Here is a 25,344-nt window from a genome sequence, read left to right as displayed (position 1 = left end):
GTGCTTACAGTGGCCAGCCGCAGGTGCCCCAGCCCGTGGCGTCGAGCGGATAGGCGTCGGCCGGCGCGGATGACGTTTTTTCTTCGCTGGCGTCCTGTTCCTGTTCCGTATTTGGCTGCTGGATCTGCGCCGGGCTGTCGGGCGTAATGAAACTTGCCGCCCACGATAGCAGGCGTTTCAATTGGCGCTCCCTGGCGCCGCTGCGGGTGCGCCTTGGGCCGTGGCGCCGGTCTTGCGCCGGGCGCGTACCAGCAGGCCGGAGGTCTCTCCGCTGCCGGTGCGGCCCGCCTTGTCGATGTGGAAGGCCGCGCCCAGCAAGGCCAGTACCCGGTCCAGGCGGTAGAGCAGTTCGGGATGCAGTGGCCCGCCGTGGCCATGTGCGAAGCTATCCTCGTCGTGCGCCAGCAGCAGGAAGGTACCGCCGGGTGCCACGGCCCTGGCCGCGCGCGCCAGTATCGGCGTCAGTTCCTGCTGCGGCAGGTGCAAATAGGCCAGCAGCACCAGGTCATGGTGGCCGGTGCCGAGGGCATAGTGGCGCAGGTCTGCCAGCACGAAGTCGATGTGCGCCTCGACCTGGCGCGCGCGCGCCAGTTGCCGGCCCTTGTCGAGCCCCGTTGTGGCGTAGTCGACGGCCCGCACTTGCCAGCCTTGCTGCGCCAGCCAGACGGCATGGCGCCCGGTGCCGCAGGCCAGGTCGAGCGCGCTGCCAGGTGCGAGGCCGGCCACTTCGGCGGCCAGCACGGCGCTGGCGTTGGATGCCGCGGCGGCATTTTCGCCAGCGTGGCGCCGGTTCCAGTCGGCGCTGTCCATCGGCCGCAGCGGCATGTCCGGCAGCGGAAAACGGGGGCGCGCGGCGGAGCCGGCGCCAGGAGCAAGAGTGGCTTGCATGTCGTTGTCGATCGAAGTGGCGATGCGTCCATCGTAGCGCCGCGCCGGGTGCGCCGGAAGGCGTGCGGCGCACAATGTATCCATGCGTCTGGCGCCATGGACCCAATAAATCATGCTAAGGTAAGAAACTATGTCGATACCCGATCTGAACCTGTTAATCACCCTCGATGTGCTGCTTGCGGAAGGCAGCGTCACGCGCGCCGCGCGGCGCTTGCGTCTCAGTCCATCGGCCATGAGCCGCGCCCTGGCGCGCCTGCGCGAGACGACCGGCGATCCGCTGCTCGTGCGCGCCGGGCGTGAACTCGTGCCCACGCCGCGCGCGCTGGAATTGCGCGAACGGGTGGGCCCCCTGGTGGGCGAGGTGCTGGCCGTGCTGGGACCGGCGCAACGGCTCGATCCGCGCCAGCTGGAGCAGACGTTCACGCTGCGTTCGAGCGACGGTTTCGTGGAAAATTTCGGTCCCGCGCTGCTTGCGCATATCGGCGCGCAGGCGCCCGGCGTGCGTCTGCGTTTCGTGCAAAAGGTCGACCGTGAAAGCGTGCAGCTGCGCGAGGGCAGCATCGATCTGGAGACGGGCGTGATCGGCAGTTTCACGAGTCCGGAAGTGCGCACGCGCCGCCTGTTCGGCGACCGTTTCGTGGGCGTGGTGCGCAGCGGCCATGCGCTGGCGCAGGGCGAGATCAGCGCCGAGCGCTATGCGGCCGGCCAGCACGTGCTGGTGGCGCGGCGCGACCAGGATACGGGACCGATGGATGACGCGCTGGCCGCGCTGGGACTGCAGCGCAGCATCACCAGCATCGTCGGCGGCTTTACGGCGGCGCTGGCGCTGGCCGCCGGCTCCGACCTGATCGCCACCGTGCCGGAGCGGCATACGGGCAATCTGCGCGCCGGCATGTTCAGCTTTGCGCTGCCGCTGCGCATGCCGGACCTGACCGTTTCCCTGATGTGGCATCCGCGCATGGACGCCGACCCCGCCCACCGCTGGCTGCGCGGCTGCGTGGTGGACGCCTGCGCCGGCCAGGCAGGCGCCGCCTGACGCCGCCGGCAGCGTTATCCTAGCGCGGCACGGGCCCGTCGAAGCCGCCCGCCATGGCCGTGTAGCCATGTGCCGTGGCGATGGCCACGTCGCGGTGCGCCGTCACCAGCTGTTCCTGCGTGGCCAGCGCGATGCGTTCCGCTTCGAGCACGCCGAGCAGGCTTTCCGCGCCTTCCTGGTAGCGCACCCTGGCCAGGCGCGCGCTTTCCTGCGCCAGCTGGTGCGCCTCGCGCAGTTCCGCATGGCGGCTGCGCAGCTGCACCCATTGCGCGATGGCGCTGTCCGTTTCCTCCAGCGCCAGTGCCAGCGCCTTGTCGAAGCCGGCCTGCGCGGCCAGCACTTCGGCGCCGGCCGCGCGGGCGCGGGCGCGGCGCGTGCCGCCATCGAACAGCGGCAGGGTAAAGGCGGCGCCCGCATGCCAGCGCGCCGCGTCGCCGCCATTCCAGTCGCCGGCCACGCCGGAGGCGCCGAACAGCGCGCCCAGGCTGATGCGCGGGAAGCGCTCGGCGATGGCGGCGCCTTCGCGGGCGCTGGCCGCCGCCAGCGCGCGTTCGGCCGCGCGCACGTCGGGCCGGCGCAGCAGCAGGTGTGCCGGTTCATCCGTCAGCAGGGTCTGCGGCAGCGCCAGCGGCATCGGCTGGTCGAGCGCCGCCAGTTCCGGCGCATCGAGGCGCTGCCCCGTGAGGGTCGCCAGGCGGTTGCGCGCCACCCGTTCCTCTGCATTCAGACTGGGCAGGCGGGCGCTGGCCAGGCGCATTTGCGCCTCGGCGCGCATGCGTTCGGCCGGTGCGGCGCGGCCCGCGTCCTCGCGCTCGCGCACCAGCCGCAAGGTGCCGGACTGGTTCGATAATTGCTCCTGCAGGCTGGCGCGCATCTGCTGCGCGCCGCGCAGCACCAGGTAGGCATCCACCACCTGCGCCAGGATCAGGCGCCGCACGTCGTCGCGCACGGCGGCGCGTTCGTCCGCCGAGGCCTCGGCCGCTGCGATGCTGTGACGCACGCGGCCGAACAGGTCGAGCTCCCAGCTGAAGACGGCGTTCCACTGCACCGGCGAGGCGATGTGCGGCTGGCCGTCGCTGCTCTCGATGGCCGCCAGACGCGCGCGTCCGGCCTGGGCATCGAGATCCACCGTCGGCAGGCGCGCGCCGCGTGCCGCCTGCGCGTATTCGCTGGCGCTGGCCAGACGCGCGGCGGCGATGCGCACGTCGTAATTGTCTTGCCAGGCGCGTTTCACCAATTGCTCCAGCCTCGCGTCGCCCAGTGCCTGCCACCACAGCGCCGGCGGCGCGCCGGCCTGCAGCTCCGGTGCGCCGGCGGCCGAGGGCAGGGCCGGCAGCTGCGCCGTGTCGAGTGCCCGCGTCGCCGTGGGCGTGCCGACGCTGCAGCCGGCCAGGGCCAGCATGGCCGCAGCCAGCAGTGGCGCGGTGCGGCGCGTGTTCACATTGTTCATGCGGCTTGTGCGGCTCATGCGGCTTCTCCCAGCGCAACCGTGCGTGCGGCGGGCGCCGCGCGGCGCCTGCTCAGCAAGGTGAAAAACAACGGTGTAAACAACAGGCCCGACAAGGTCACGCCCAGCATGCCGGCGAAGACGGCCGTGCCCATCGACTGGCGCATTTCCGCGCCTGCGCCGGAAGACAGCATCAGCGGTATCGCGCCCAGCAAAAAGGCCAGTGACGTCATCAGGATGGGCCGCAGGCGCGTGCGGGCGGCGGCGATGGCCGCCTCGCGCGCATCGGCGCCGGCCGCCATCGCCTGGCGTGCGAATTCGACGATCAGGATGGCATTCTTGGCCGCCAGGCCGATCAGCACCACGATGCTGATCTGCGTCAGCACGTTGTTGTCCAGGCCGCGCCACGACACGCCGACCAGCGTGGCCAGCACGCAGCTGGGCACGATCAGCACGACGGACAGGGGCAGCAGCCAGCTTTCAAACAGCGCCGCCAGCAGCAGATACACGAGCAGCACGGCCAGGCCCAGCACCATGCCGGTGCTGCCGCCCGCGTGTTTTTCCTGCAGCGCCAGTTCCGTCCACTCGTAGTCGAAGCCGGCCGGCAGGCGCGCCTTGAGCAGCTCTTCCATCGCGGCGATGGTTTGCCCCGTCGAGTAGCCGGGCTTGGTGCTGCCCTGGATTTCGGCGGCGGGATACAGGTTGTAGCGCGGCACGCGGAACGGCGCCGTGCCTTCGCTGAAGGTGGCCACGCTGCCCAGCGGGACCATGTCGCCGTTGGCGGCGCGCGTCTTCAGCGCGGCCAGGTCGGCCACGCTGCGCCGGTAGGGCGCGTCCGCCTGGGCGGTAACGCGCCAGACCCGGCCCATCAGGTTCATGTCGTTGACGAAGACGGGCGCCATGTAGCTTTGCAGGGTTTCGTTCACGCGCAGCAGCGGCACGCCCAGGTATTCCGCCTTGGTGCGGTCCAGTTCAACCTTGATCTGCGGGCTCATGGCGTTGAACGGCGTGAAGGCGCCCATCACCGAGGGCAGCTTGCCCGCTTCCTCGACGATGCCGCGCGCGGCGGCCTGCAAGGCTTGCGGTCCCAGGCCGCCCGTGTCGCGCAGCATCAGCTTGAAGCCGCCGCCGGTGCCGATGCCGGGCACGGAAGGCGGTGGTATCACCATCACGCGGGCCGCGCTGATGGGCGCCAGCCTGGCGCGCATGGCGCCCAGCATGGCCGGGCCGTCCAGGCCATCGCTGGCGCGCGCGCCGAAGTCCTTGAACATGGTGAAGATGACGGCCGTATTCGGCGCCGACGTAAACGTGGCGCCGTCCGTGCCGACGAAGGCGGCCGTGTGGGCCACGCCGGGGTGGCTCATCAGGCGGGCCGTGGCGTCCTGCACCACTTCGCTCGTGCGCGCCAGGGTCGAGCCGGCCGGCAGCTGGATCGAGACGATGGCGTAGCCGCGGTCCAGCTGCGGCACGAAACCGCGCGGCGTCACGTCCAGGCGCCACAGGGTCAGGCCCGCCAGCAGCAGGTACACGGGCAGCATCAGCCAGCGCCGCGAGAGGATGCGCCCCGTCAGCCGCACGTAGCCGCCCGTCAGGCGGGAAAAGCCGCGGTTGAAGATGACCATCCAGCGCGCGCCCAGGCTGTTGGCATCGTGCTGCGGCTTGAGCAGCAGCGCGGCCAGGGCCGGCGACAATGTCAGCGAGACCAGCGCCGAGATCACGGTGGAGGCGGCGATGGTGACGGCGAACTGGCGGTAGAACATGCCGGAGATGCCGTCGATGAAGGCCGTCGGCACGAACACGGCCACCAGCACCAGCGCGATGGCGACGAGGGCGAAGCCCACTTCGTTCATGCTGCGCTGCGCCGCGGCGACGGGGCTCATGCCTTCCTCCATGTGGCGCTCGACGTTTTCCACCACCACGATGGCGTCATCGACGACGATGCCGATGGCCAGCACCAGGCCGAACAGCGACAGGGTATTGAGGGTGTAGCCCATCGCGGCCAGCACCGTGAAGGTGCCGACCAGGGACACGGGAATGGCCAGGATGGGAATGATGGCGGCGCGCCACGAGCCGAGGAACAGCAGCATGGCCAGACACACCAGCAGCGCCGCCTCGAAGATGGTGTCGCGCACCTTGTCGATCGAGGAGCGGATGAATTCGGTCGGATTGTAATAGGCGTGGTAGGCCACGTCCTGCGGGAACTCGCCTTCCATCTTGGCCAGCTGGGCCAGCACGCGGTCGCCCGTGGCCAGCGCGTTCGAGCCGGGCAGCAGGCTGATGCCCAGCGCGATGGCCGTGCGGTTGTCGACGAAGCCGCTTTCCGTGTAATCCTGCGCGCCCATCTCGACGCGCGCCACGTCGCGCAGGCGCACCACGCCGCCGTCCGCATGGGCGGCCACGACGATCGCTTCGAATTCGGCCACGTCGCGCAGGCGGCTTTGCGCCTGCACCTGCACCTGGTAGGCGCCGTCGCTGCCGCCCGGCGGCTGGTTCAGCACCCCGGCGGCGACCTGCGAGTTGGCTTGCCGCACGGCCGCGATGACTTCCGGCGCCGTCAGGCCCAGCGAGGCCACGCGCGCCGGGTCGAGCCAGATGCGCATCGAGAAGTCGCGCGCGCCGCGCGTGTAGATGTCGCCCACGCCTTCGACGCGGGCCAGCTTGTCCTTGATGGCCGTGCCGATGAAGTTGGAGATGTACTGCTGGTCGCGCGTGCCTTTCGGCGAATCGAACAGCACCACCATCAGCAGGTCGGGCGAGGCCTTCTTGACGGCCAGCCCCAGCCGGCGCACGGCTTCGGGCAGGCGCGCTTCGGCCACCGCCACGCGGTTCTGCACCAGCGACTGGGCCTGCTCGACGTTGGTGCCCGGCTTGAAGACCACGCTGATGGTCAGCTTGCCGTCGCCCACCGATTGCGAGGACATGTAGAGCATGCCGTCGACGCCGTTGATTTCCTGTTCGATCGGCGCGGCGACGGTATCGGCGATTTCCTGCGCCGAGGCGCCAGGGTAGTTGGCCTTCACGGTCACCGTGGGCGGCACGATCTCGGGAAACTCCGAGATCGGCAGGCGCATGGCCGACACCGCGCCCACCAGCGTGATCAGGATCGACAGCACGATGGCAAACACGGGACGGCGGATGAAAAATTGGGAAAAGCGCATGGTCTCTCCTTATGCGCCGTTGGCGCGGGGAGCGGCCACCAGCACCTGGTCGCCAGGGCGCACCTTGGCCGCGCCGGAGACGATGACCCGGTCCTGCGGCGTGAGGCCGGAGAGCACGATCTGCTTGTCACCCTGCAGGCCGCCCAGTTCCAGCTTGCGCGGCGCCACCTTGCCCGCCGCGTCCACGACGAACACCATTTTCTTGTTCTGGTCGCTGAGGATGGCGGCGTCGGGCACCAGCAAGCGTTCCTGTGCCTTGCCGACGGGGATGCGCACGCGCGCAAAACTGCCCGGCATGACGGCGCGGTCGGCGTTGGCCAGGCTGGCGCGCAGGCGCACCGTGCCCGAGCGGGCGCTGATTTCGTTGTCGACAAAGTCGACGCTGGCATCCTGGGCGGGCCCGCCGCCGTCGAGCGCCAGCTGCACCTTCGATGGCAGCTTGCTTTGCTGGCGCAGGCGCTGGAAATCCGCTTCCGACAGGTCGACCATGGCGCGCACGGGACTGTGCGCGACGATGGTGGTCAGCACGCCGCCCTGCGCCGCGCCGCCGGCCACGTAGTTGCCGACATCGACGCGGCGGTCCGACACGGTGCCGGCGATGGGCGCGCGCATGGTGGTGAAGGACAGTTCCAGCTCGGCGCTGCGCAATTCCGCCTGGCTCAGCATGACGGCCGCCTGCGCGCCTTCCAGTTCGCCGCGCGCCCGTTCCAGCTCCTCGGTGCTGGCCGCGCCCGTTTGCTGCAGCCGGCTGCTGCGCTCGAACTGGGCCTTGGCCAGCTTGCTGCGCGCATTGGCCTGGGCCAGGCTGGCCTGGGCGCGGTCGCGCGCCGCCGCGAAGGGGCGCGGGTCGATGACGAACAGCGCATCGCCGGCCTTGACCTGCTGGCCGTCGCGAAAGGCGATCTGCTGCAAATAGCCGGACACGCGCGAGCGCACTTCCACGCGCTGCGACGGTTCGATGCGGCCCGTGTAGTCGAGGGTGGCCTGCACCATCGACGTTTCCGGCAGCGCCACGGACACGGTGGGCTTGGGCGGCGGGCCGCCAGGCGCGGCCTGGGAACGGCCGCAGCCGGATAAAGTGGCGCTGCAGGCCAGGGCCAGCAGCAATAACAGCGGGACGGGCAGGGACGGAATCGGACGGGGGCGCATCATGCGGGGTCTCCAGAAGGCGTAGGGGGCTTGGCCAGGGCGCGGCCGAGCGCAAAAATGGCCAGCGCGGCGAGTATCAGCGCGCTGGCGACGGCAAAGGTGGCGTGCATGCCACGGATCATGGCGGCTGGCTGGGCGCTGGCGAGATCGCTGGCGCTGGCGAAAAAAGCGAAGACGGCGCCCATCACGGAGGCGCCCGTGACGAGGCCCAGATTGCGCGACAGATTGAGCATGCCGGAAATGAGGCCGCGCTGGTCGGGGACGATGTCGCCCATCACGGCCGTATTGTTGGCCGCCTGGAACAGCGCGTAGCTGGCCGTGAGCAGCATGATCGGTGCGACGTAGCCGGGGATGCCCAGGCTGGCGGGCATCAGCGACAGCGCCAGGCAGGCGGCGGCCGCGCCGCACAGGCCCGCGCCGCCCATGCGCTGCGCGCCGTAGCGGTCCACCAGCCAGCCGGACGGCACGCCGCAGAACGCCGCCACCAGCGGTCCGGCCGCCAGCACCATGCCGGTGACGGCCGTGCCCAGACACAGGCCGCGCGCCAGGTAGAACGGGCCGACCACCAGGGTGGACATCATGACCGTCGACACCAGCATGCTGGTCGCCAGGCCCGCGCTGAGCACGGGCGCGCGCAGCATGGCCAGGCGGATCAGCGGCGCCGGCGCCTTCAGTTCCACATACACGAACAGGGCGCCGCCCACGCAGGCGGCCAGCAGCAGCGCCACGTTGCGCATGCCGAAATGGCCGCGCCCCAGGGTCATGGCCAGCGCATAGGTGGCCAGGGTCAGCGCCAGCAGCAGGGTGCCGCGGTGGTCGAACACGGGCCGCTTGGCGTTGGCGCCGCGCTGGTCGGCCGGCAGGAAGCGCCAGGCCATCAGCAGCGCCACGCCGGCCAGCGGCACGTTGACGAGAAAGATGGATTGCCAGCCGAAGCGGGCGATCAGCAGGCCTCCCAGCGCGGGGCCGAGCGTGGTGCCGACGGCCGACATGGTGCCGAGCAGGCCCATGGCGCTGCCCGTCTGCGCCTTGGGCACGATGCTGCCGACGAAGGCCATGGTCAGCGCCATCATGACGGACGCGCCCAGGCCCTGCAGGGCGCGCGCGGCGACCAGCAGCCACAAGGTGGGCGCCAAGGCGCACAGGATGGAGGCAACGGCGAACAGGGCGATGCCGGCCAGCAGCAGGCGGCGCCGGCCGATCATGTCGCCGAGGCGGCCCACGCTGACGATCAGCGCGGTGATGGCCAGCAGGTAGGACAGCACGATCCATTGCACATCCTGGAACGGCGCATGCAGGGCCCTGGCCATGTCGGGCAGGCCCACGTTGGCGATGCTGGTGCCCAGCGCGGGCAGCAGCATCGCCAGGGACAGGCTGGCAAGGGCGCCGCGCACGGGCCGCGTGGCGGCGCCGGCCGGGGAGGCCTGCTGGCTCGGTGGTACGGGTTTTGACGGCGAATTCATAAGGTGGCTTGTCCATCCAATAAGAGTCATTACATGGTACTGAGGGATTTGGCATGGCGGAAGACGCACAAGTTGCACTTTGTTATTGCGTTTGACGCCATGTCCGATGCGATGGCAGCGCTACAGCATCTGGTCCATCTCGAAGGCGGGCAGGCTGTCGGCCTGGTGGTAGCGGACGATGCGCCCGGGAATGCCTGCCACGGTGCAATGCGCGGGCACGTCGCGCAGGACCACGCTGCCGGCGGCCACCTTGCTCATGGCGCCGATTTCGATATTGCCGAGGATCTTGGCGCCCGCGCCCAGCATCACGCCGGAACGGATCTTCGGATGGCGGTCGCCATGCTCCTTGCCGGTGCCGCCGAGGGTGACGTTTTGCAGGATGGAGACGTTGTCGTCGACCACGGCCGTTTCGCCGATGACGATGCCGCTGCCATGATCGAGCATGATGCCCGCGCCGATGCGCGCGGCCGGATGGATGTCGATGCCGAAAACGCTGGCCGCATGGCTGGACAGCGAATAAGCGGCCTCGCTGCGGCCCTCGAGCCACAGATGGTGCGCCATGCGGTAGGTCTGCAGCGCATGAAAGCCCTTCAGGTTCAGCAGCGCGTGCAGGGCGTCGGGGCAGGCCGGATCGCGCTGCGCGATGGCCGCGAGGTCGGCCGCGATGCTGGCCAGGATGGGCGGCTGCGTGCTGAGGATATCCTCGAACAGGGGGCGCAGCACGGCCGGGCGCATGTCGCGCGCGCCCAGGCGCTGCGCCAGGACGGCGGCAAGCAGGCCGGCGGGGCTGTCGTGCGGCAGTATCAGCTCGTCGAGCATGGGGCGCAGCAGCGGCTCGCGCGCGGCGAGCCGCTGCGCCAGCCCGCGCACCGGTTCCCAGGCGCAGTCGCCGCTGGCGGGCTGGCTGGCTGCGGCGGCGTCGATGCGGCGCAGGGGCGGCGCGGGCGGCAGGGGGCTGGCGTATGTCAAGTAAGTCATCGTGGCGCCTGTCCAGGCAAAGAAAGGAAAAGTGGAGCGCCTGGCAACAACGCCGGCGCCGGCTGGCAAGTGCCCAAGGCCCCGGAAGGCCGGGCTGCGCGGATTGCGGGTACACGATAAGCCGCCGCAGGGGGCGAAGCAAATCGTAAATACTGAGCGCGCGGCTCACGATTCCTGATGCTTGGGGGGGAGGGGGCGTGCGGCGAACGCGGCGCTGCCGGCCTGGCAGCCTGCGGCGCCAGGGGCGGAAGAAGGGAGAGAGGGAGCGGGCCGTGGCCCGCGCGGGAATTACAGCGCGTTGAGCGGTATCTTCAGGTAGCGCACGCCATTATCTTCCGGCTCGGGCAGCTTGCCCGCGTTGATGTTGACCTGGATGGCGGGCAGGATCAAGGTCGGCATGTCGAGGGTGGCGTCGCGGCTGGTGCGCATGGCCACGAACTGTTCTTCCGTGATGCCGTCGCGCAAATGGATGTTGCTGGCCCGCTGTTCGGCCACCGTCACTTCCCAGCGCGCTTCGCGGCCGTTGGGCGGGTAGTCGTGGCACATGAACAGCCGCGTCTGCGGCGGCAGCGCCAGCAAGCGCTGCGCGGAGCGGTACAGCAGGGCAGCGGAGCCGCCGGGAAAATCGCAGCGGGCCGAACCCACGTCCGGCATGAACAGGGTGTCGCCGACGAACACGGCGTCGCCGATCTGGTACGCCAGGTCGGCCGGCGTGTGGCCGGGCACGTGCAGGGCGCGCACTTCCAGCTGGCCGATATGAAAAACCTGGTCGGGCGCGAACAGCTGGTCGAACTGCGAGCCGTCGGCCCTGGCGCCGTTCTGGTGGTAGACGGCCGCGAACGCCTGCTGCACCGTCTGGATGGCGGCGCCGATGGCCACGTCGCCGCCCAGCTGCTGCTGCAAATAGGGCGCGGCGGACAGATGGTCGGCGTGCGCGTGGGTTTCCAGCAGCCAGCGGCACTGCAAGCCATGTTCGCGCACGAAGGCGATCACCTTGTCGGCCGAGGCGGTCGAGGTGCGGCCCGCTTTCGGGTCGTAGTCGAGCACGGAGTCGATGATGGCGCAGTCCCGGCCATCGGCCTCATAGACGACATAGGTGACGGTGGCGGTGGCGGGGTCGAAGAAAGCTTGGATTTGTGGAGTCATCACGGCGGCAGGGGGCGGGCAGGGAATGACATTATATCGCCAGAGTTCGTTCAAAAAATGTTGAAAAATAACATTTAACATGCGGAAAACAGATAAGCGAGGGGCTACGCGCGCGACTACCGTGCGCACCCTGTGTCTTGCCGCGTGCTAACCTCATTCTTCCAAGGAGAAATTCATGAACGATATCACTGCACGCAGCGAACAATACCGCGGTTTTACGATTTCCGTGACCCCGCAAAAGGATAACGACGATTTATGGGATTTTACCTACCGCCTGCAGCGCGAAGGTGAACCGGAAGCGCAGGCGATCACGCGCAGCCGCACCCTGGGCGGCTATGCGGCGCCCGAGACGGCTTGCACGGCGGGCCTGGAAGTGGCCAGGACGGAAGTGGACAATTTGCTGCGCCCTTGAGCCAGCGTAAATCGTTTAGCCCGAAAATGCGCCTGGCGACGGCCGGCGCGTGAAACACGTCGCTGCCAGTCGCGCTTCATGCTACGATTTCCACTATTGAGTCAGTCAACAAGGAGGCACCCCATGAATAGCAGTTCTAAAATTCACTATAAAGGCTGGGAAATCGTTCCCCTGGCCGTGCCCACCACCGATGGCAAATGGTCGGCCAGTTGCGACATCGAACGCGCCACGGCGGAAGGCCTGGAAGTGTTCGAAGGCTCGACCATGCAATTCGTGCGCGACGACGAGGAGGGCGCCATTGCCGCCGCCTGCGAAGAGGCCGTGCGCCAGATCGACAATATCATCGCCAATCCGCTGGTGCGGCTGGCCTAGTTTGCCCTGGCAGTATCAGTTGTACCAGATGTATAAATCAGCCGGCGCCCGCCGGCTGTTTTTATTGCGCGTCTTGCCGGCCTGGGCTTTCATCGCCTTGTCTGCGCGTCTGTTTCGTGTTTCAATAAATGTTTCAAAATGAGTTTCATGAAACAATAATGAAACGTTTTTGACGCCAAACGTGACATCGCTGTTCCGCTGCGCCACAACGCACGGTGCGTGGCCTCATGGCCGTTTGCCTGCCTTTTCACTCTGCATTCGACGGTTTTCGCCCAGACAGAAGGGTCCTGGCACGGCATTTGCAATACGGATGCTCATAGCCACTCCGTGAAACATTCGGGACCATCCGAAACCCATAAGGTGAACACATGACTCAATACTCCGCAGGTGCCGCATTCCGCAAGGCCGTCCAGGAAGAATCCCCGTTGCAAGTCGTCGGCGCCATCAACGCCAACCACGCCTTGCTGGCCAAGCGCGCCGGCTACAAAGCCATCTACCTGTCCGGCGGCGGCGTCGCGGCCGGCTCGCTGGGCTTGCCCGACCTGGGCATTTCCAGCCTGGACGACGTGCTGACCGACATCCGCCGCATCACCGACGTGTGCGACCTGCCGCTGCTGGTCGACGCCGACACGGGTTTCGGTGCGTCCGCCTTCAACGTGGCCCGCACGGTGAAATCGATGATTAAGTTCGGCGCGGCCGGCCTGCACATCGAAGACCAGGTGGGCGCCAAGCGCTGCGGCCACCGTCCGGGCAAGGAAATCGTGAGCAAGGAAGAAATGGTCGACCGCATCAAGGCGGCCGTCGATGCGCGCACGGACCCGAACTTCGTCATCATGGCGCGCACCGATGCGCTGGCCGTCGATGGCATGGAAGCGGCACTGGAACGCGCCGTCGCCTGCGTCGAGGCGGGCGCCGACATGATCTTCCCGGAAGCCATCACGGACCTGGACATGTACGCCACCTTCGCCAAGGCCGTCAACGTGCCGATTCTGGCCAACATCACGGAATTCGGTTCCACGCCGCTGTTCACCCTGGACGAACTGCGCAGCGCCCACGTGGGCCTGGCCTTGTATCCGCTGTCGGCCTTCCGCGCCATGAACAAGGCGGCGGAAAACGTCTACCAGGCGCTGCGCCGCGACGGCACGCAAAAGAACGTCGTCGACACCATGCAAACGCGCATGGAGCTGTATGAATCGATCAATTACCACGATTTCGAGCAAAAACTCGATGCGCTGTTCGCCGCGCAAAAGAAATAAACAGAAGCAGGGGCCGTATGCCGGCCCCGCAGTGACGCAACCGAGACTAGTCAATTTTTGGAGAAATCAATGAACGCACCGCAAGCCGCCACTTTCAAGCCTAAAAAATCCGTCGCCCTGTCCGGCGTCACCGCCGGCAACACGGCGCTGTGCTCGGTCGGCAAGACCGGCAACGATTTGCACTATCGCGGCTATGACATCCTGGACGTGGCCGACAGCTGCGAATTCGAGGAAATCGCCTACCTGCTGGTGCACGGCAAGCTGCCGACTTCCGCCGAACTGAAAGGCTACAAGGCCAAACTGAAATCCTTGCGCGGCTTGCCATCGGCAGTGAAACTGGCGCTCGAAGCGCTGCCCGCCGCCGCCCATCCGATGGACGTGATGCGCACGGGCGTGTCCGTGCTGGGCTGCACCCTGCCGGAAAAAGACGACCATAACGCACCGGGCGCGCGCGACATCGCCGACCGCCTGATGGCGTCGTTCGGCTCCATGCTGCTGTACTGGTACCACTACAGCCATAACGGCAAGCGCATCGAAGTGGAAACGGACGACGACTCGATCGGCGGCCACTTCCTGCACTTGCTGCATGGCGAAAAACCGTCGGCGTCGTGGGAAAAAGCCATGCACACGTCGCTGATCCTGTATGCGGAACACGAATTCAACGCGTCGACCTTCACCAGCCGCGTGATCGCCGGCACGGGCTCGGACATCCACTCGGCCATCACGGGCGCCATCGGCGCGCTGCGCGGCCCGAAACACGGCGGCGCGAATGAAGTGGCGCTGGAAATCCAGAAACGCTACGACAACGCCGACGAAGCGGAAGCGGATATCCGCGAGCGCGTCGCCAACAAGGAAGTGGTGATCGGCTTCGGCCACCCCGTCTACACGATCTCCGACCCGCGCAACGTGGTCATCAAGGAAGTGGCCCGTTCGCTGTCGCAGGAAGCCGGCTCCACCAAGATGTTCGACATCGCCGAGCGCCTGGAATCGGTCATGTGGGAAATCAAGAACATGTTCCCGAACCTGGACTGGTTCTCGGCCGTGTCCTACCACATGATGGGCGTGCCGACGGCGATGTTCACGCCGCTGTTCGTCATTTCGCGCACCTCGGGCTGGGCCGCCCACATCATCGAACAGCGCATCGACAACAAGATCATCCGCCCGAGCGCCAACTATGTGGGCCCGGAAGACCTGGAATTCGTGCCGATCAAGGACCGCAAATAATGAGCACCCCCATGAATACCCTGTACCGCAAATCCTTGCCGGGCACCCAGCTAGACTATTTCGACACGCGCGCCGCCGTCGATGCGATCCAGCCAGGCGCCTACGCCACTTTGCCCTACACCTCGCGCGTACTGGCGGAAAACCTCGTGCGCCGCTGCGACCCGGCCACCCTGGACGCTTCCCTGAGCCAGTTCATCGAACGCCGCCGCGACCTCGATTTCCCCTGGTTCCCCGCCCGCGTCGTCTGCCATGACATCCTGGGCCAGACGGCCCTGGTCGACCTGGCCGGCTTGCGCGACGCCATCGCTGCCCAGGGCGGCGACCCGGCGCTCGTCAACCCGGTGGTGCCCACGCAGCTGGTGGTCGACCACTCGCTGGCCGTCGAATGCGGCGGTTTCGACCCCGACGCCTTCGCCAAGAACCGCGCCATCGAAGACCGCCGCAACGAAGACCGTTTCGATTTCATCGACTGGACCAAGAAAGCGTTTAAAAACGTCGACGTGATCCCGCCGGGGAACGGCATCCTGCACCAGATTAACCTCGAGCGCATGTCGCCCGTGATCCAGGTGCAGGACGGCGTGGCCTATCCCGACACCCTGGTCGGCACGGATTCGCATACGCCCATGGTCGACGCGCTGGGCGTGATCGCCATCGGCGTGGGCGGCCTGGAGGCCGAAAGCGTGATGCTGGGCCGCGCTTCGTGGATGCGCCTGCCCGACATCATCGGCGTCAAGCTGACGGGTAAACCGCAGCCGGGCATCACGGCCACCGACACGGTGCTGGCGCTGACGGAGTTCCTGCGCAAGCAGAAGGTCGTCTCCTCCTACCTGGAATTCTTTGGCGACGGCGCATCGCACCTGACCCTGGGCGACCGCGCCACGATCTCGAATATGGCGCCGGAATTCGGCGCCACGGCCGCCATGTTCTACATCGACGCGCAAACCATCAAGTATCTGAAACTGACGGGCCGCGACGACGAACTGGTGAAACTGGTGGAGCTGTACGCGAAAGAGACAGGCCTGTGGGCCGACAGCCTGGTGGACGCGCAGTACGAGCGCGTCTTGAGCTTCGACCTGTCGTCCGTCGTGCGCAATATCGCCGGGCCGTCGAATCCGCACAACCGCGTGCCGACGTCCGAACTGGCCGCGCGCGGGATTTCCGGCGTGGTCGAGAACGAGCCGGGCAAGATGCCGGACGGCGCCGTCATCATCGCGGCCATTACCAGCTGCACCAACACGAACAACCCGCGCAACATGATCGCCGCCGGCCTGATCGCGCGCAATGCGAACCGCCTGGGCCTCACGCGTAAACCTTGGGTGAAATCGTCGCTGGCGCCAGGCTCGAAAACCGTGGAACTGTATCTGCAGGAAGCTGGCCTGATGCCGGAGCTCGAAACATTGGGCTTCGGCGTCGTGGCGTTTGCCTGCACCTCGTGCAACGGCATGTCGGGCGCGCTCGACCCCGTGATCCAGGAGGAAGTGGTGTCGCGCGACCTGTACGCCACGGCTGTCCTGTCGGGCAACCGCAACTTCGACGGCCGCATCCACCCGTACGCGAAACAGGCTTTCCTCGCCTCGCCGCCGCTGGTGGTGGCGTATGCGATCGCCGGCACCATCCGCTTCGATATCGAGAAAGATGTGCTGGGCCATGATGCGGACGGCAAGCCGATTTTGCTCAAGGATATCTGGCCGTCGGACGAGGAAATCGACGCCATCGTCGCATCCAGCGTCAAGCCGGAGCAGTTCCGCAAGGTGTACATTCCGATGTTCGCCGCGCAGGCGGACGACGGCATCAAGGTCAGCCCGCTGTATGACTGGCGTCCGCAGACGACGTACATCCGCCGTCCGCCGTACTGGGAAGGCGCGCTGGCTGGCGCGCGCCCATTGAAAGGCATGCGTCCGCTGGCGGTCCTGGGCGACAACATCACGACCGACCATTTGTCGCCATCGAACGCCATCATGCTCGATAGCGCGGCCGGCGAATACCTGGCGAAGATGGGTTTGCCCGAGGAAGACTTCAATTCCTACGCCACGCACCGGGGCGACCATTTGACGGCGCAGCGCGCCACGTTCGCCAACCCGACCCTGAAGAACGAAATGGTCATCGAGGACGGCAAAGTGAAGGCGGGTTCGCTCACGCGCATCGAACCGGAAGGCAAAATCTCGCGCATGTGGGAAGCCATCGAGGTGTACATGGAGCGCAAACAGCCCTTGATCATCATCGCCGGCGCCGACTATGGCCAGGGTTCCTCGCGCGACTGGGCCGCCAAGGGCGTGCGCCTGGCCGGCGTGGAAGCCATCGTGGCCGAAGGTTTTGAACGCATCCACCGCACCAATCTGGTGGGAATGGGCGTGCTGCCGCTGGAATTTTTGCCTGGCGTGAACCGCAAGACCCTGGGCCTGGACGGCAGCGAAACCTATGACGTCGTCGGCGAGCGCACGCCGCGCTCCACCCTGACCCTCGTCATCCACCGCAAGAACGGCGAGACGGTGCAAGTGCCCGTCACCTGCCGCCTCGATACGGCGGAAGAGGTGTCGATCTATGAGGCCGGTGGTGTTCTTCAACGGTTTGCGCAGGATTTCCTCGAGTCGTCCAAGGCAGCCTGACGGGTAGGTCGGATTAGCGCAGCGTAATCCGACGTTATGTGTGAAAAACCCGCCAACAATGTGTCGGATTACGCGTGGCAATGCCCCGCTAATCCGACCTACCTCTTTCCAGTCCAGGAGTGACATGAGCCACACCCCCCAAATCAAAATTCCCGCCACCTACATGCGCGGCGGCACCAGCAAGGGCGTGTTCTTCCGCCTGCGGGATTTGCCCGCCAGCGCGCAAGTGCCGGGCGCGGCGCGCGATGCCTTGCTGCTGCGCGTGATCGGCAGCCCCGACCCGTACGGCAAGCAGATCGACGGCATGGGCGGCGCCACCTCGAGCACCAGCAAGACGGTGATCCTGGCGAAAAGTGCGAAGCCGGAGCACGACGTCGACTACCTGTTCGGCCAGGTCTCGATCGACAAGCCGTTTGTCGACTGGAGCGGCAACTGCGGCAACCTGTCGGCCGCCGTCGGCTCGTTTGCCATTGCCAGCGGCCTGGTGGACGCCGCCCGCGTGCCTGCGAACGGCATCGCCACGGTGCGCATCTGGCAAGCCAATATCGGCAAGACCATCATCGCCCACGTCCCCATGACGGATGGCGAAGTACAGGAAACGGGCGACTTCGAGCTCGATGGCGTGACCTTCCCGGCCGCCGAAGTGAAACTGGAATTCCTCGATCCGGCCGCGGAGGAAGAGGGCGGCGGTGGCGCGATGTTCCCTACCGGCAACCTCGTCGATGACCTCGACGTGCCCGGCATCGGCGTCTTGAAAGTCACGATGATCAACGCCGGCATCCCGACCATTTTCGTCGATGCGCACGCCATCGGCTACACGGGCACGGAGCTGCAGGACGCCATCAACGGCGATCCGGCCGCGTTGGCCCGCTTCGAAACCATCCGCGCGCACGGCGCCCTGCGCATGGGGTTGATTTCCCACCTCGATGAAGCGGCGAAGCGCCAGCACACGCCGAAGGTGGCGTTTGTCGCCAGGCCGGCCGGCTATGTCTCGTCCAGCGGGAAGAACGTGGAAGCGGGCGATATCGACCTGCTCGTGCGCGCCCTCTCCATGGGCAAGCTGCACCACGCCATGATGGGCACGGCGGCAGTTGCCATCGGCACGGCGGCGGCCATTCCCGGCACCCTGGTCAACCTGGCGGCCGGCGGCGGTCCCCGCAACTCGGTGCGCTTCGGCCACCCGTCCGGCACCCTGATGGTGGGCGCGGAAGCGGCGCTGGCCGATGGCGCATGGAGCGTCACCAAGGCCATCATGAGCCGCAGCGCGCGCGTGCTGATGGAAGGTGTCGTGCGCATACCCGGCGACGCGTTTTAAGCTGCCAGGCCAAACAGGCGGATGCGCATGCAGATCAGTTGATATTTCTGCTAGCAAAGAAACTGAGCGACAAGGAAAATGGAGGAGCGTCAGCCGCGATGCGCATGCGGTGGCGGTCTCCCACGCTTCCTGACTGGTGAACAGATGCTATTTAACTCCTACGTCTTCCTGTTTGCCTATCTGCCCATCACGTTGGCGGGATTTTTCATCCTGGGACGGCGCAGCCAGCCATGGGCCGCCGCCTGGCTGGCCGGCGCCTCGCTGTTTTTCTATGGCTGGTGGGACTACCGCTACCTGCCGCTGCTGCTCGGCTCCATTGTCTTCAATTACAGTTGCGCCACCTTGCTTGGGCCGGGACGCATCCGCCACCGCAAGGGCCTGTTGATCGCGGCCATCGCCGCCAACCTGGGCATGCTCGCCTATTACAAGTATGCGGGTTTCTTCGTTGCCAGCCTGGCGCAATTGCTGGCGCAGCCCATGCCCGTCCTGCACGTGGTGCTGCCGATCGGGATTTCGTTTTTTACGTTTACGCAGATCGCCTTCCTGGTCGATACCTACCAGGGCAAGGCGCGGGAAAGCCGCTTTGTCCACTATCTGCTGTTCGTCACGTATTTTCCGCACCTGATCGCCGGCCCTGTGCTGCACCACAAGGAGATGATGCCGCAGTTCGCCGACAAGCGGATCTTCCGGCTCTCGGCCAGGAATGTGGCCATCGGCTCGACGATTTTCATCATCGGGCTGGCGAAAAAAGTACTGGTCGCCGATAACATCGGCCCGTATGCGGGGCCCTTATTCAGCGATCCGGCCGCGCCATCGCTGCTGGCCGCCTGGGGCGGGGTACTGGCGTACGCTTTCCAGCTGTACTTCGATTTCTCCGGCTATTCCGACATGGCCATCGGCTTGTCGAGATTATTTGGCGTGCGCCTGCCGCTCAATTTCGACTCGCCCTACAAAGCGCGCAATATCGCGCAATTCTGGCGCCGCTGGCACATGACCCTGTCGCGCTTCCTGCGCGACTACCTGTATATCCCGCTGGGCGGCAAGCGCTGCGGGCCCGCGCGGCGCTACCTGAACCTGATGATCACCATGGTGCTGGGCGGCCTGTGGCATGGCGCCGGGTGGAATTTCATCGTCTGGGGCGCGCTGCATGGCGCTTACCTGGCTATCCACAAGGGCTGGGGCACCGTGGCGCGCACGCTTCACCTGCCGTCCGATACGCGTGCGGGCAATGTCGTGGCGACTTGCCTCACTTTTACCGCCGTCTGCATCGCCTGGGTTTTCTTCCGTGCTCCCGATATGGCCGGTGCCCTGACAATATTAAAAGGCATGGGCGGCGGCTTCGGCATGGCCTTGCCCGATGCGCTGGCTCCCTATCTGTTGCCAGTGCAGCCCGTGCTCGCGTCGATGGGCGTGTCCTTTTATCTGGGCGGCGGCACGGCGTTTGTCGAAAGCTGGACGTGGATAGCGATGGCGGCCGTGCTGGTTTTCGCCATGCCCAATACGCAGCAAATCATGCGGCGCTTCGAGCCGGCGCTGGACTTCCAGGACGGCCAGGCTGTGGCAGGAAAGGGCGGCTTGGGCGGCTTGCGCAGGCTGACCTGGCGCGCGTCGCCCGCGTGGGCGGCCGCTATCGCCGCGCTGGCGCTGGCGAGCGCGCTGGCCTTGAACCGGCCCGCCGAGTTCCTGTACTTTCAATTTTAGGGGGCCGCCATGACACGCTCCCCATTCAGGTTGTATCTGCTGACGATGCTGCTCCTGCTGGTGTCGGGAGCCATCATCGTTTGCGCCTTTGTGCTCATCGTCGATCCGTATGGCGTGTATGGGATCGTGCGCCGCGACCATTTCAATGCCGTCAAGCCGGGCCTGACCCGCTACCAAAGCCAGATCAAGCAGGAACATGCGCTGCGTCTGCGGCCGCAATTCATCATCCTGGGGAACTCGCGCGCCGAGATCGGCTTCGACCCGCGCGCCAGCGCTCTTGCTGCGCAGGGTGCCGGCTACAACCTGGCGATACCCGGCACGGGGCTGGCCACGTCCGCCAGCCAGTTCGCGCAATTGGGCCAGGCTGGCGTCAAGCCGCGCACGGTCATCGTGGGCATGGAATTCATCGACTTTCTCAATCCCGCCGTCGCACCGTCCGCACGTCCGGCGCCAGCGGCCGCTGCGCCCGCGCATGGCCGCGCCGACTGGCGCTTCGATGCGCTCTTTTCGCTGGCCTCCGTCAAGGATGCCGTGCACACGCTGCGCATCCAGCATGACGGCGAGGCGGCGACCATGTCGGCCGACGGCTTCAATCCCTTGCTCGACTATGGCGCCCATGCGCGCCGGGACGGCTACCACAAGATGTTCACGCAACGGGCGCGGGAAAGCGCCGCCAACTTGCGCCGCAAATCGACGCGCGGCCTCGCCACCGAAGACTTCCAGTTGTTGCGCACCGTCTTGCTGGCGATGGCGGCCACACAGGCAGATATCAAGCTGGTGATCTATCCCTATCACGCGCAAATGCTGGCCATGTTCGAGGATGCGGGGCTGTGGCCCTTGTTCGAGGAATGGAAAGCACAGCTGGTGCGGGAAATTGAAGCGGTCAGGGCGCGGTACCCGGACGCGCACATTTCCCTGACTGATTTCAGCGGTTATGGCGCGTACAACTGCGAGCCGATACCCTCCGCCAACGAGCGGAGCAAGGCCACGCGCTGGTACTGGGAAGCGGGGCATTTCAAGAAGGCGCTGGGCGACATCGTGCTGCGGCGCGTGATGTCGCCACAGGAAACTGCACCGGACGACGGGCAGTTCGGCATGCCGCTCGATGCTGCCAGACTGGAGGCAAACCGCGCGCGGATCGCGCAGGAACGCGGCAGCTGCGCGGCGGCGCAGCCGGCATTGTTTGCAAGGCAGCTGCTGGCTGAACAGCATGGCCATGCCGGGGGACGCAGATGAACAGATAAGTATAAAAGCATGGAAAACAACCACCACCGGAGGAGACATGAATTTCGCAAGTTTTTATCAACGCTCGATCGACACGCCTGACGCCTTTTGGCGCGAGGAAGCGGACAAGATCGACTGGAACACCCCGTTTTCGCAAGTGCTCGATTATTCCCGGCCGCCGTTCGCCAAATGGTTCGTCGGCGGCACCACGAATTTGTGCCACAACGCCGTTGACCGCTGGGTGGACAGCCAGGGCGATGCCGCCGCGCTGATCGCCATTTCCACCGAAACGAACACGGAGCGGTCCTACAGCTTTCGCGAGCTGCAGCGCGAAGTGGAGCGCTGCGCCGCCATGTTGCTGTCGCTGGGCGTCGTCAAGGGCGACCGCGTATTGATCTACATGCCGATGATCGCCGAGGCGGCGTTTGCCATGCTCGCTTGCGCGCGTATCGGCGCCGTGCATTCCGTGGTCTTCGGCGGTTTTGCCGCCAACAGCCTGGCCAGCCGCATCGACGATGCGCAGCCAAAATTGGTGTTTTCCGCCGATGCCGGTTCGCGCAATGGCAAGGCGATCGCCTACAAGCCGCTGCTCGATGAAGCCATCCGCATCGCCGCGCACAAGCCGCGGCAGGTGCTGCTGGTCGACCGCCATCTGGTGCCGATGGAACTGACGCCGGGCCGCGACGTCGATTACGCTGCCCAGCGCGAGCAGCATCTGGACGCGCGGGTGCCCGTCACCTGGCTCGAATCGAACGAGGCCTCGTATGTGCTCTACACCTCGGGCACGACGGGCAAACCGAAGGGCGTGCAGCGCGACGTGGGCGGCTATGCGGTGGCGCTGGCGTCGTCGATGCAGTACAACTTTTGCGGCAAGCCCGGCGAAACCTTCTTTGCCACCTCGGATATCGGCTGGGTCGTGGGCCATTCCTACATCGTGTATGGCCCGCTGATCGCCGGCATGGCCACCATCCTGTACGAGGGCTTGCCCATCTGTCCCGATGCGGGCATCTGGTGGAGCATCGTCGAGAAATATAAAGTCACGCGCATGTTCTCGGCGCCGACGGCCATCCGCGTGCTGCGCAAGCATCCGGCGGAACTGATGCGCAAGCACGACCTGTCGTCATTGAAAGCGCTGTACCTGGCGGGCGAGCCGCTCGATGAAACCACGTCGCAATGGATCGCCGACGAACTGAAAGTGGACATCATCGACAACTACTGGCAGACGGAGACGGGCTGGCCGATCCTTTCGGTGGCAAAAGGAGTTGCCGACACGCCGACGCGCCTGGGCAGCCCGGGCCTGGCCATGTACGGCTACCAGGTCAAGCTGCTCAACGAAGCGACGGGCGAGGAGTGCGAAGACTACGAGAAGGGCGTGCTGGTGCTGGAAGGCCCGCTGCCACCGGGCTGCATGCAGACCGTGTATGGCGACGATGCGCGCTTCGTCGACACCTACTGGTCCACCTTCAGCGGCCGGCAAGTGTATTCCACGTTCGACTGGGGCGTGCGCGACGCGGACGGCTATTACTTTATTTTGGGCCGTACCGATGACGTGATCAACGTGGCCGGGCACCGCCTGGGCACGCGCGAAATCGAGGAAAGCATCACCAGCCATCCGAACGTGTCGGAAGTGGCCGTCGTGGGCGTGGAGGACAAGCTCAAAGGCCAGGTGGCGATGGCCTTCGTGATCCTGAAGGACCCGCAAGGCTTCGACAGCGTGGAAGCGAAAGCGGTGCTGGAACGCGAAGTGATGGCCGTCGTCGACCGCCAGCTGGGCGCCGTGGCGCGGCCCGCGCGCGTGCTGTTTGTGGCGCAGTTGCCGAAGACGCGCTCGGGCAAGCTGCTGCGCCGCTCGATTCAGGCCATCTGCGAAGGACGCAGCCCGGGCGATCTGACGTCGATGGATGATCCGGCCGCGCTGCAGCAGATCCAGGCAGCGCTGGCGTAAGCGCCACGATGAAAGCGAAGTTTATCAATCGATAAATTTCGCTTTCAAATCCGGTCGCTTTCCTTGCGCACGACCCGGCCCACGATCAGGCATTCATTGCCGCGGCACAGCTTGCGGTGGTATTTGCGCTGATCGGGGTTGTCCGACGTCAGCCACCATTCGCCGATATCGCGCGCCATGCGCTTGACCACCGGCTCGCCTTCATAATTGATGGCAAACACGATGCCGTCGGCCGGCCGGTTGTCGGCCGTATTGATGATCACCACGTCGTCCTCGTACAGGGCCGGCTCCATGCTCTCGCCCTTGACCTTGATCGCCACCAGTTTTTCAGGGTGGTAGCCATTGCGCTCGACCCAGCTGCGCGGCACGCTGATGGTGCTGCCGTCGTGCGTTTCCGGTTCGATGGCAAAGCCCGTGATGCCGGCCGACAGGCGCAGCTTCACCTTGCGGATCGGGTAGAAGCGTTCATCCTCGCCATCTTCCACGACCACGGGCTGCGCGCCGGCCAGCGCGCGCGCGGCCATGGCCGCCTGGTCGGGCGCCGCGCCCTGGTCGAAGTACATGCTATCGAGCCGCAGGTCCGCTTCCAGCTTGCGCGCGATCTTTTCGCTGAACGCGCGTCCCTCGCGGTAGGTGGGCGAGAGGATTTGCGAGATGCGCGCCTCGCTCCAGCCGCTGACGTCGGAAATTTTCTTGCGCGTGTTGTCGTAGTGCTCGCGGATCAGGGCCAGCAGGCGGTCGCGTCTGTATTGATACATATTCATCTCCACATTAAACCTGAAATTTACCGTTTGATAAATTACCAAATGCTTGACTTTAACATTAGCGATTGATAAAGTCCACTTGTTGCCTGTCGCAAACGCACTACAGCGTCTGCCGGTTGGCGACACCACGGGAGGTCAGGCAGATGTTGAACAGCAGTCAGTTGGTTGAAAGCAGGGCGGCGCCACGGCAGGGGCGCCAGTTACAGGGACGCAGCAAGAAGTCGCAGCTGCATATCGCCCGCATCGCGCAGTACATCCGCGAGCAGGGCCAGGCCAGCGCGGCACAGTTGTCCGCCTTGCTGGGACTCGATGCGGGCACCATGAGCCGCTATCTGCGCCACATGTGCGGCATGGGGCAGATCCATCTGGCGCAGCGCCATTGCACCGAGCCGGGACGCCAGCGGCCCGCCCTGTATGCGCTGGGCGAGCAGGACGACGAGGTCGACGGCTGGGCCGAACTGCCGCCGCAAGTGCGCCGCACGGCCAGCTGGGCACGCGGCACGGCCAGCCGCGATCCGCTGGTGGCGGCGCTGTTTGGCCCGGCACAGAATAACGATTAGTATCAACGAGGAGATATCATGGGATTTGCAGAAAAATTCATCGCATCGCTGTCGTCGCAGAACCTGCGCGACGATGCCGTCCACCACGACCTGGACGTGATCGCGGCGGCCGCGCTGGCCGGCGACATGGGCGCCTTGCTGTGCCGCGTCAAATACGCGGACGGCACCGTCAGCCGCCTGTTCGAAGGCAATGCGGGCAACCTGGCGCAGCTGCTGCGCGCCTGGACGGCGGCCGTGACGCAGAAGGGCCGCGCGCGGCGCTGGGTCAAGGCGCAGACGGCCTGGGATGCGCAGGCGGCCAATACCTTGTACCGCCGCGTGGCCGAAGCGTCGCTCGCGCATTGGCTCGACAGCAAATGCAAGGTCTGCCACGGCACGGGCGTCGTCGCCGCCATGCAGGCCGGCGCGCCTGCCGTTTGCAAGGCGTGCCACGGTGGGGGCGAAGCGGCCATCAGCTGCTCCGGCGGCTTCGAGCTCGAACGCATCAAGGACATGGTCAGCGAACTGGAAGGCATCTTCCAGTCGCACGGCGCCCGCGCCATGCGCCGCCTGGGGCACTGAAAAAAATTCTGCAAGATGCCTGCTGATGCAAAAAACGCCCCTACAATAGAGTCTCGATCACGCAGCAACAGAAACACCGGCAACACAGCAGTACACCACATGCTTCTCCACTCGTAATAGACGCGCTTTCGGCGCGACA

The 25,344-nt window shown here is 66.1% G+C and carries 21 protein-coding genes; 12 read left to right on the top strand and 9 right to left on the bottom strand.

Annotation, left to right across the window (positions count from 1 at the left end):
• Window positions 1-4: 4 nt before the first annotated feature.
• Window positions 5-181: a hypothetical protein gene (locus tag IGS55_RS14200; protein WP_230516193.1), complete on the bottom strand. Its 177-nt coding sequence runs from the start codon at window positions 179-181 to the stop codon at window positions 5-7.
• On the bottom strand, window positions 178-972 hold the full coding sequence (locus tag IGS55_RS14195; protein ID WP_230516192.1) for a class I SAM-dependent methyltransferase: 795 nt from the start codon (window positions 970-972) through the stop codon (window positions 178-180). Before IGS55_RS14195 ends, IGS55_RS14200 begins: the two co-directional genes overlap by 4 nt.
• A gap of 46 nt (window positions 973-1,018) precedes the next feature.
• Between IGS55_RS14195 and IGS55_RS14190 the strand changes: the two genes are divergently transcribed.
• Window positions 1,019-1,924 (top strand): LysR family transcriptional regulator, encoded by a 906-nt coding sequence (locus IGS55_RS14190; protein ID WP_230516191.1) that lies wholly within the window; start codon window positions 1,019-1,021, stop codon window positions 1,922-1,924.
• A 19-nt stretch (window positions 1,925-1,943) separates the two neighbouring features.
• On the opposite strand, the gene IGS55_RS14185 is transcribed toward IGS55_RS14190, so the two are convergent.
• The 6 genes from IGS55_RS14185 to IGS55_RS14160 all read right to left on the bottom strand — a co-directional run bounded on the left by IGS55_RS14185 (window position 1,944) and on the right by IGS55_RS14160 (window position 11,265).
• Window positions 1,944-3,392, bottom strand: coding sequence for an efflux transporter outer membrane subunit (locus IGS55_RS14185; protein WP_230516190.1), 1,449 nt, complete (start codon window positions 3,390-3,392; stop codon window positions 1,944-1,946).
• Entirely contained in the window at window positions 3,389-6,529 is a 3,141-nt protein-coding gene (locus IGS55_RS14180; RefSeq protein WP_230516189.1) for an efflux RND transporter permease subunit, read from the bottom strand. Before IGS55_RS14180 ends, IGS55_RS14185 begins: the two co-directional genes overlap by 4 nt.
• 9 nt (window positions 6,530-6,538) lie before the next feature.
• Window positions 6,539-7,681: an efflux RND transporter periplasmic adaptor subunit gene (locus IGS55_RS14175; protein ID WP_128142736.1), complete on the bottom strand. Its 1,143-nt coding sequence runs from the start codon at window positions 7,679-7,681 to the stop codon at window positions 6,539-6,541.
• Window positions 7,678-9,141, bottom strand: coding sequence for an MFS transporter (locus IGS55_RS14170; RefSeq protein WP_230516188.1), 1,464 nt, complete (start codon window positions 9,139-9,141; stop codon window positions 7,678-7,680). Before IGS55_RS14170 ends, IGS55_RS14175 begins: the two co-directional genes overlap by 4 nt.
• Window positions 9,142-9,261: 120 nt before the next feature.
• The gene (gene cysE / locus IGS55_RS14165; RefSeq protein WP_230516187.1) at window positions 9,262-10,119 is read right to left on the bottom strand and encodes a serine O-acetyltransferase; all 858 of its coding nucleotides are present in this window, start codon (window positions 10,117-10,119) and stop codon (window positions 9,262-9,264) included.
• 288 nt (window positions 10,120-10,407) lie between these two features.
• A complete protein-coding gene (locus IGS55_RS14160) occupies window positions 10,408-11,265 on the bottom strand; it encodes an MBL fold metallo-hydrolase (RefSeq protein ID WP_230516186.1) in 858 nt (285 codons plus the stop codon).
• Between the two features lie 175 nt (window positions 11,266-11,440).
• Between IGS55_RS14160 and IGS55_RS14155 the strand changes: the two genes are divergently transcribed.
• The 9 genes from IGS55_RS14155 (at window position 11,441) to IGS55_RS14115 (ending at window position 23,320) form a co-directional block, all read left to right on the top strand.
• Window positions 11,441-11,677, top strand: coding sequence for a hypothetical protein (locus tag IGS55_RS14155; protein WP_070257673.1), 237 nt, complete (start codon window positions 11,441-11,443; stop codon window positions 11,675-11,677).
• 123 nt (window positions 11,678-11,800) lie between these two features.
• Window positions 11,801-12,049: a hypothetical protein gene (locus IGS55_RS14150; protein WP_034751890.1), complete on the top strand. Its 249-nt coding sequence runs from the start codon at window positions 11,801-11,803 to the stop codon at window positions 12,047-12,049.
• Between the two features lie 368 nt (window positions 12,050-12,417).
• Complete coding sequence (gene prpB / locus IGS55_RS14145) at window positions 12,418-13,305, top strand: methylisocitrate lyase (protein ID WP_230516185.1); 888 nt, start codon at window positions 12,418-12,420, stop codon at window positions 13,303-13,305.
• Between the two features lie 69 nt (window positions 13,306-13,374).
• On the top strand, window positions 13,375-14,529 hold the full coding sequence (gene prpC / locus IGS55_RS14140) for a bifunctional 2-methylcitrate synthase/citrate synthase (RefSeq protein ID WP_230516184.1): 1,155 nt from the start codon (window positions 13,375-13,377) through the stop codon (window positions 14,527-14,529).
• 11 nt (window positions 14,530-14,540) lie between these two features.
• The gene (gene acnD / locus IGS55_RS14135; RefSeq protein WP_230516405.1) at window positions 14,541-17,135 is read left to right on the top strand and encodes a Fe/S-dependent 2-methylisocitrate dehydratase AcnD; all 2,595 of its coding nucleotides are present in this window, start codon (window positions 14,541-14,543) and stop codon (window positions 17,133-17,135) included.
• A gap of 124 nt (window positions 17,136-17,259) precedes the next feature.
• Window positions 17,260-18,450, top strand: coding sequence for a 2-methylaconitate cis-trans isomerase PrpF (prpF, locus tag IGS55_RS14130; RefSeq protein ID WP_230516183.1), 1,191 nt, complete (start codon window positions 17,260-17,262; stop codon window positions 18,448-18,450).
• A 144-nt stretch (window positions 18,451-18,594) separates the two neighbouring features.
• Window positions 18,595-20,151, top strand: coding sequence for an MBOAT family O-acyltransferase (locus tag IGS55_RS14125; RefSeq protein ID WP_230516182.1), 1,557 nt, complete (start codon window positions 18,595-18,597; stop codon window positions 20,149-20,151).
• A gap of 9 nt (window positions 20,152-20,160) precedes the next feature.
• Window positions 20,161-21,387: a hypothetical protein gene (locus IGS55_RS14120; RefSeq protein WP_230516181.1), complete on the top strand. Its 1,227-nt coding sequence runs from the start codon at window positions 20,161-20,163 to the stop codon at window positions 21,385-21,387.
• On the top strand, window positions 21,368-23,320 hold the full coding sequence (locus tag IGS55_RS14115; protein WP_268991847.1) for a propionate--CoA ligase: 1,953 nt from the start codon (window positions 21,368-21,370) through the stop codon (window positions 23,318-23,320). Before IGS55_RS14120 ends, IGS55_RS14115 begins: the two co-directional genes overlap by 20 nt.
• Window positions 23,321-23,364: 44 nt before the next feature.
• On the opposite strand, the gene IGS55_RS14110 is transcribed toward IGS55_RS14115, so the two are convergent.
• Window positions 23,365-24,078, bottom strand: a complete 714-nt coding sequence (locus IGS55_RS14110; protein ID WP_230516179.1) for a S24 family peptidase — start codon at window positions 24,076-24,078, stop codon at window positions 23,365-23,367.
• 149 nt (window positions 24,079-24,227) lie between these two features.
• Between IGS55_RS14110 and IGS55_RS14105 the strand changes: the two genes are divergently transcribed.
• Together IGS55_RS14105 and IGS55_RS14100 are read left to right on the top strand one after the other, a co-directional pair.
• Window positions 24,228-24,644: a FeoC-like transcriptional regulator gene (locus IGS55_RS14105; RefSeq protein ID WP_176390054.1), complete on the top strand. Its 417-nt coding sequence runs from the start codon at window positions 24,228-24,230 to the stop codon at window positions 24,642-24,644.
• 18 nt (window positions 24,645-24,662) lie between these two features.
• Window positions 24,663-25,205: a hypothetical protein gene (locus tag IGS55_RS14100; RefSeq protein WP_230516178.1), complete on the top strand. Its 543-nt coding sequence runs from the start codon at window positions 24,663-24,665 to the stop codon at window positions 25,203-25,205.
• Window positions 25,206-25,344 lie beyond the last annotated feature (139 nt).

It is taken from the genome of Janthinobacterium sp. EB271-G4-3-2 (assembly GCF_020858035.1).
GTDB lineage: Bacteria > Pseudomonadota > Gammaproteobacteria > Burkholderiales > Burkholderiaceae_D > Janthinobacterium > Janthinobacterium aestuarii.
This window is presented reverse-complemented; position numbering and strand designations above follow the sequence as displayed.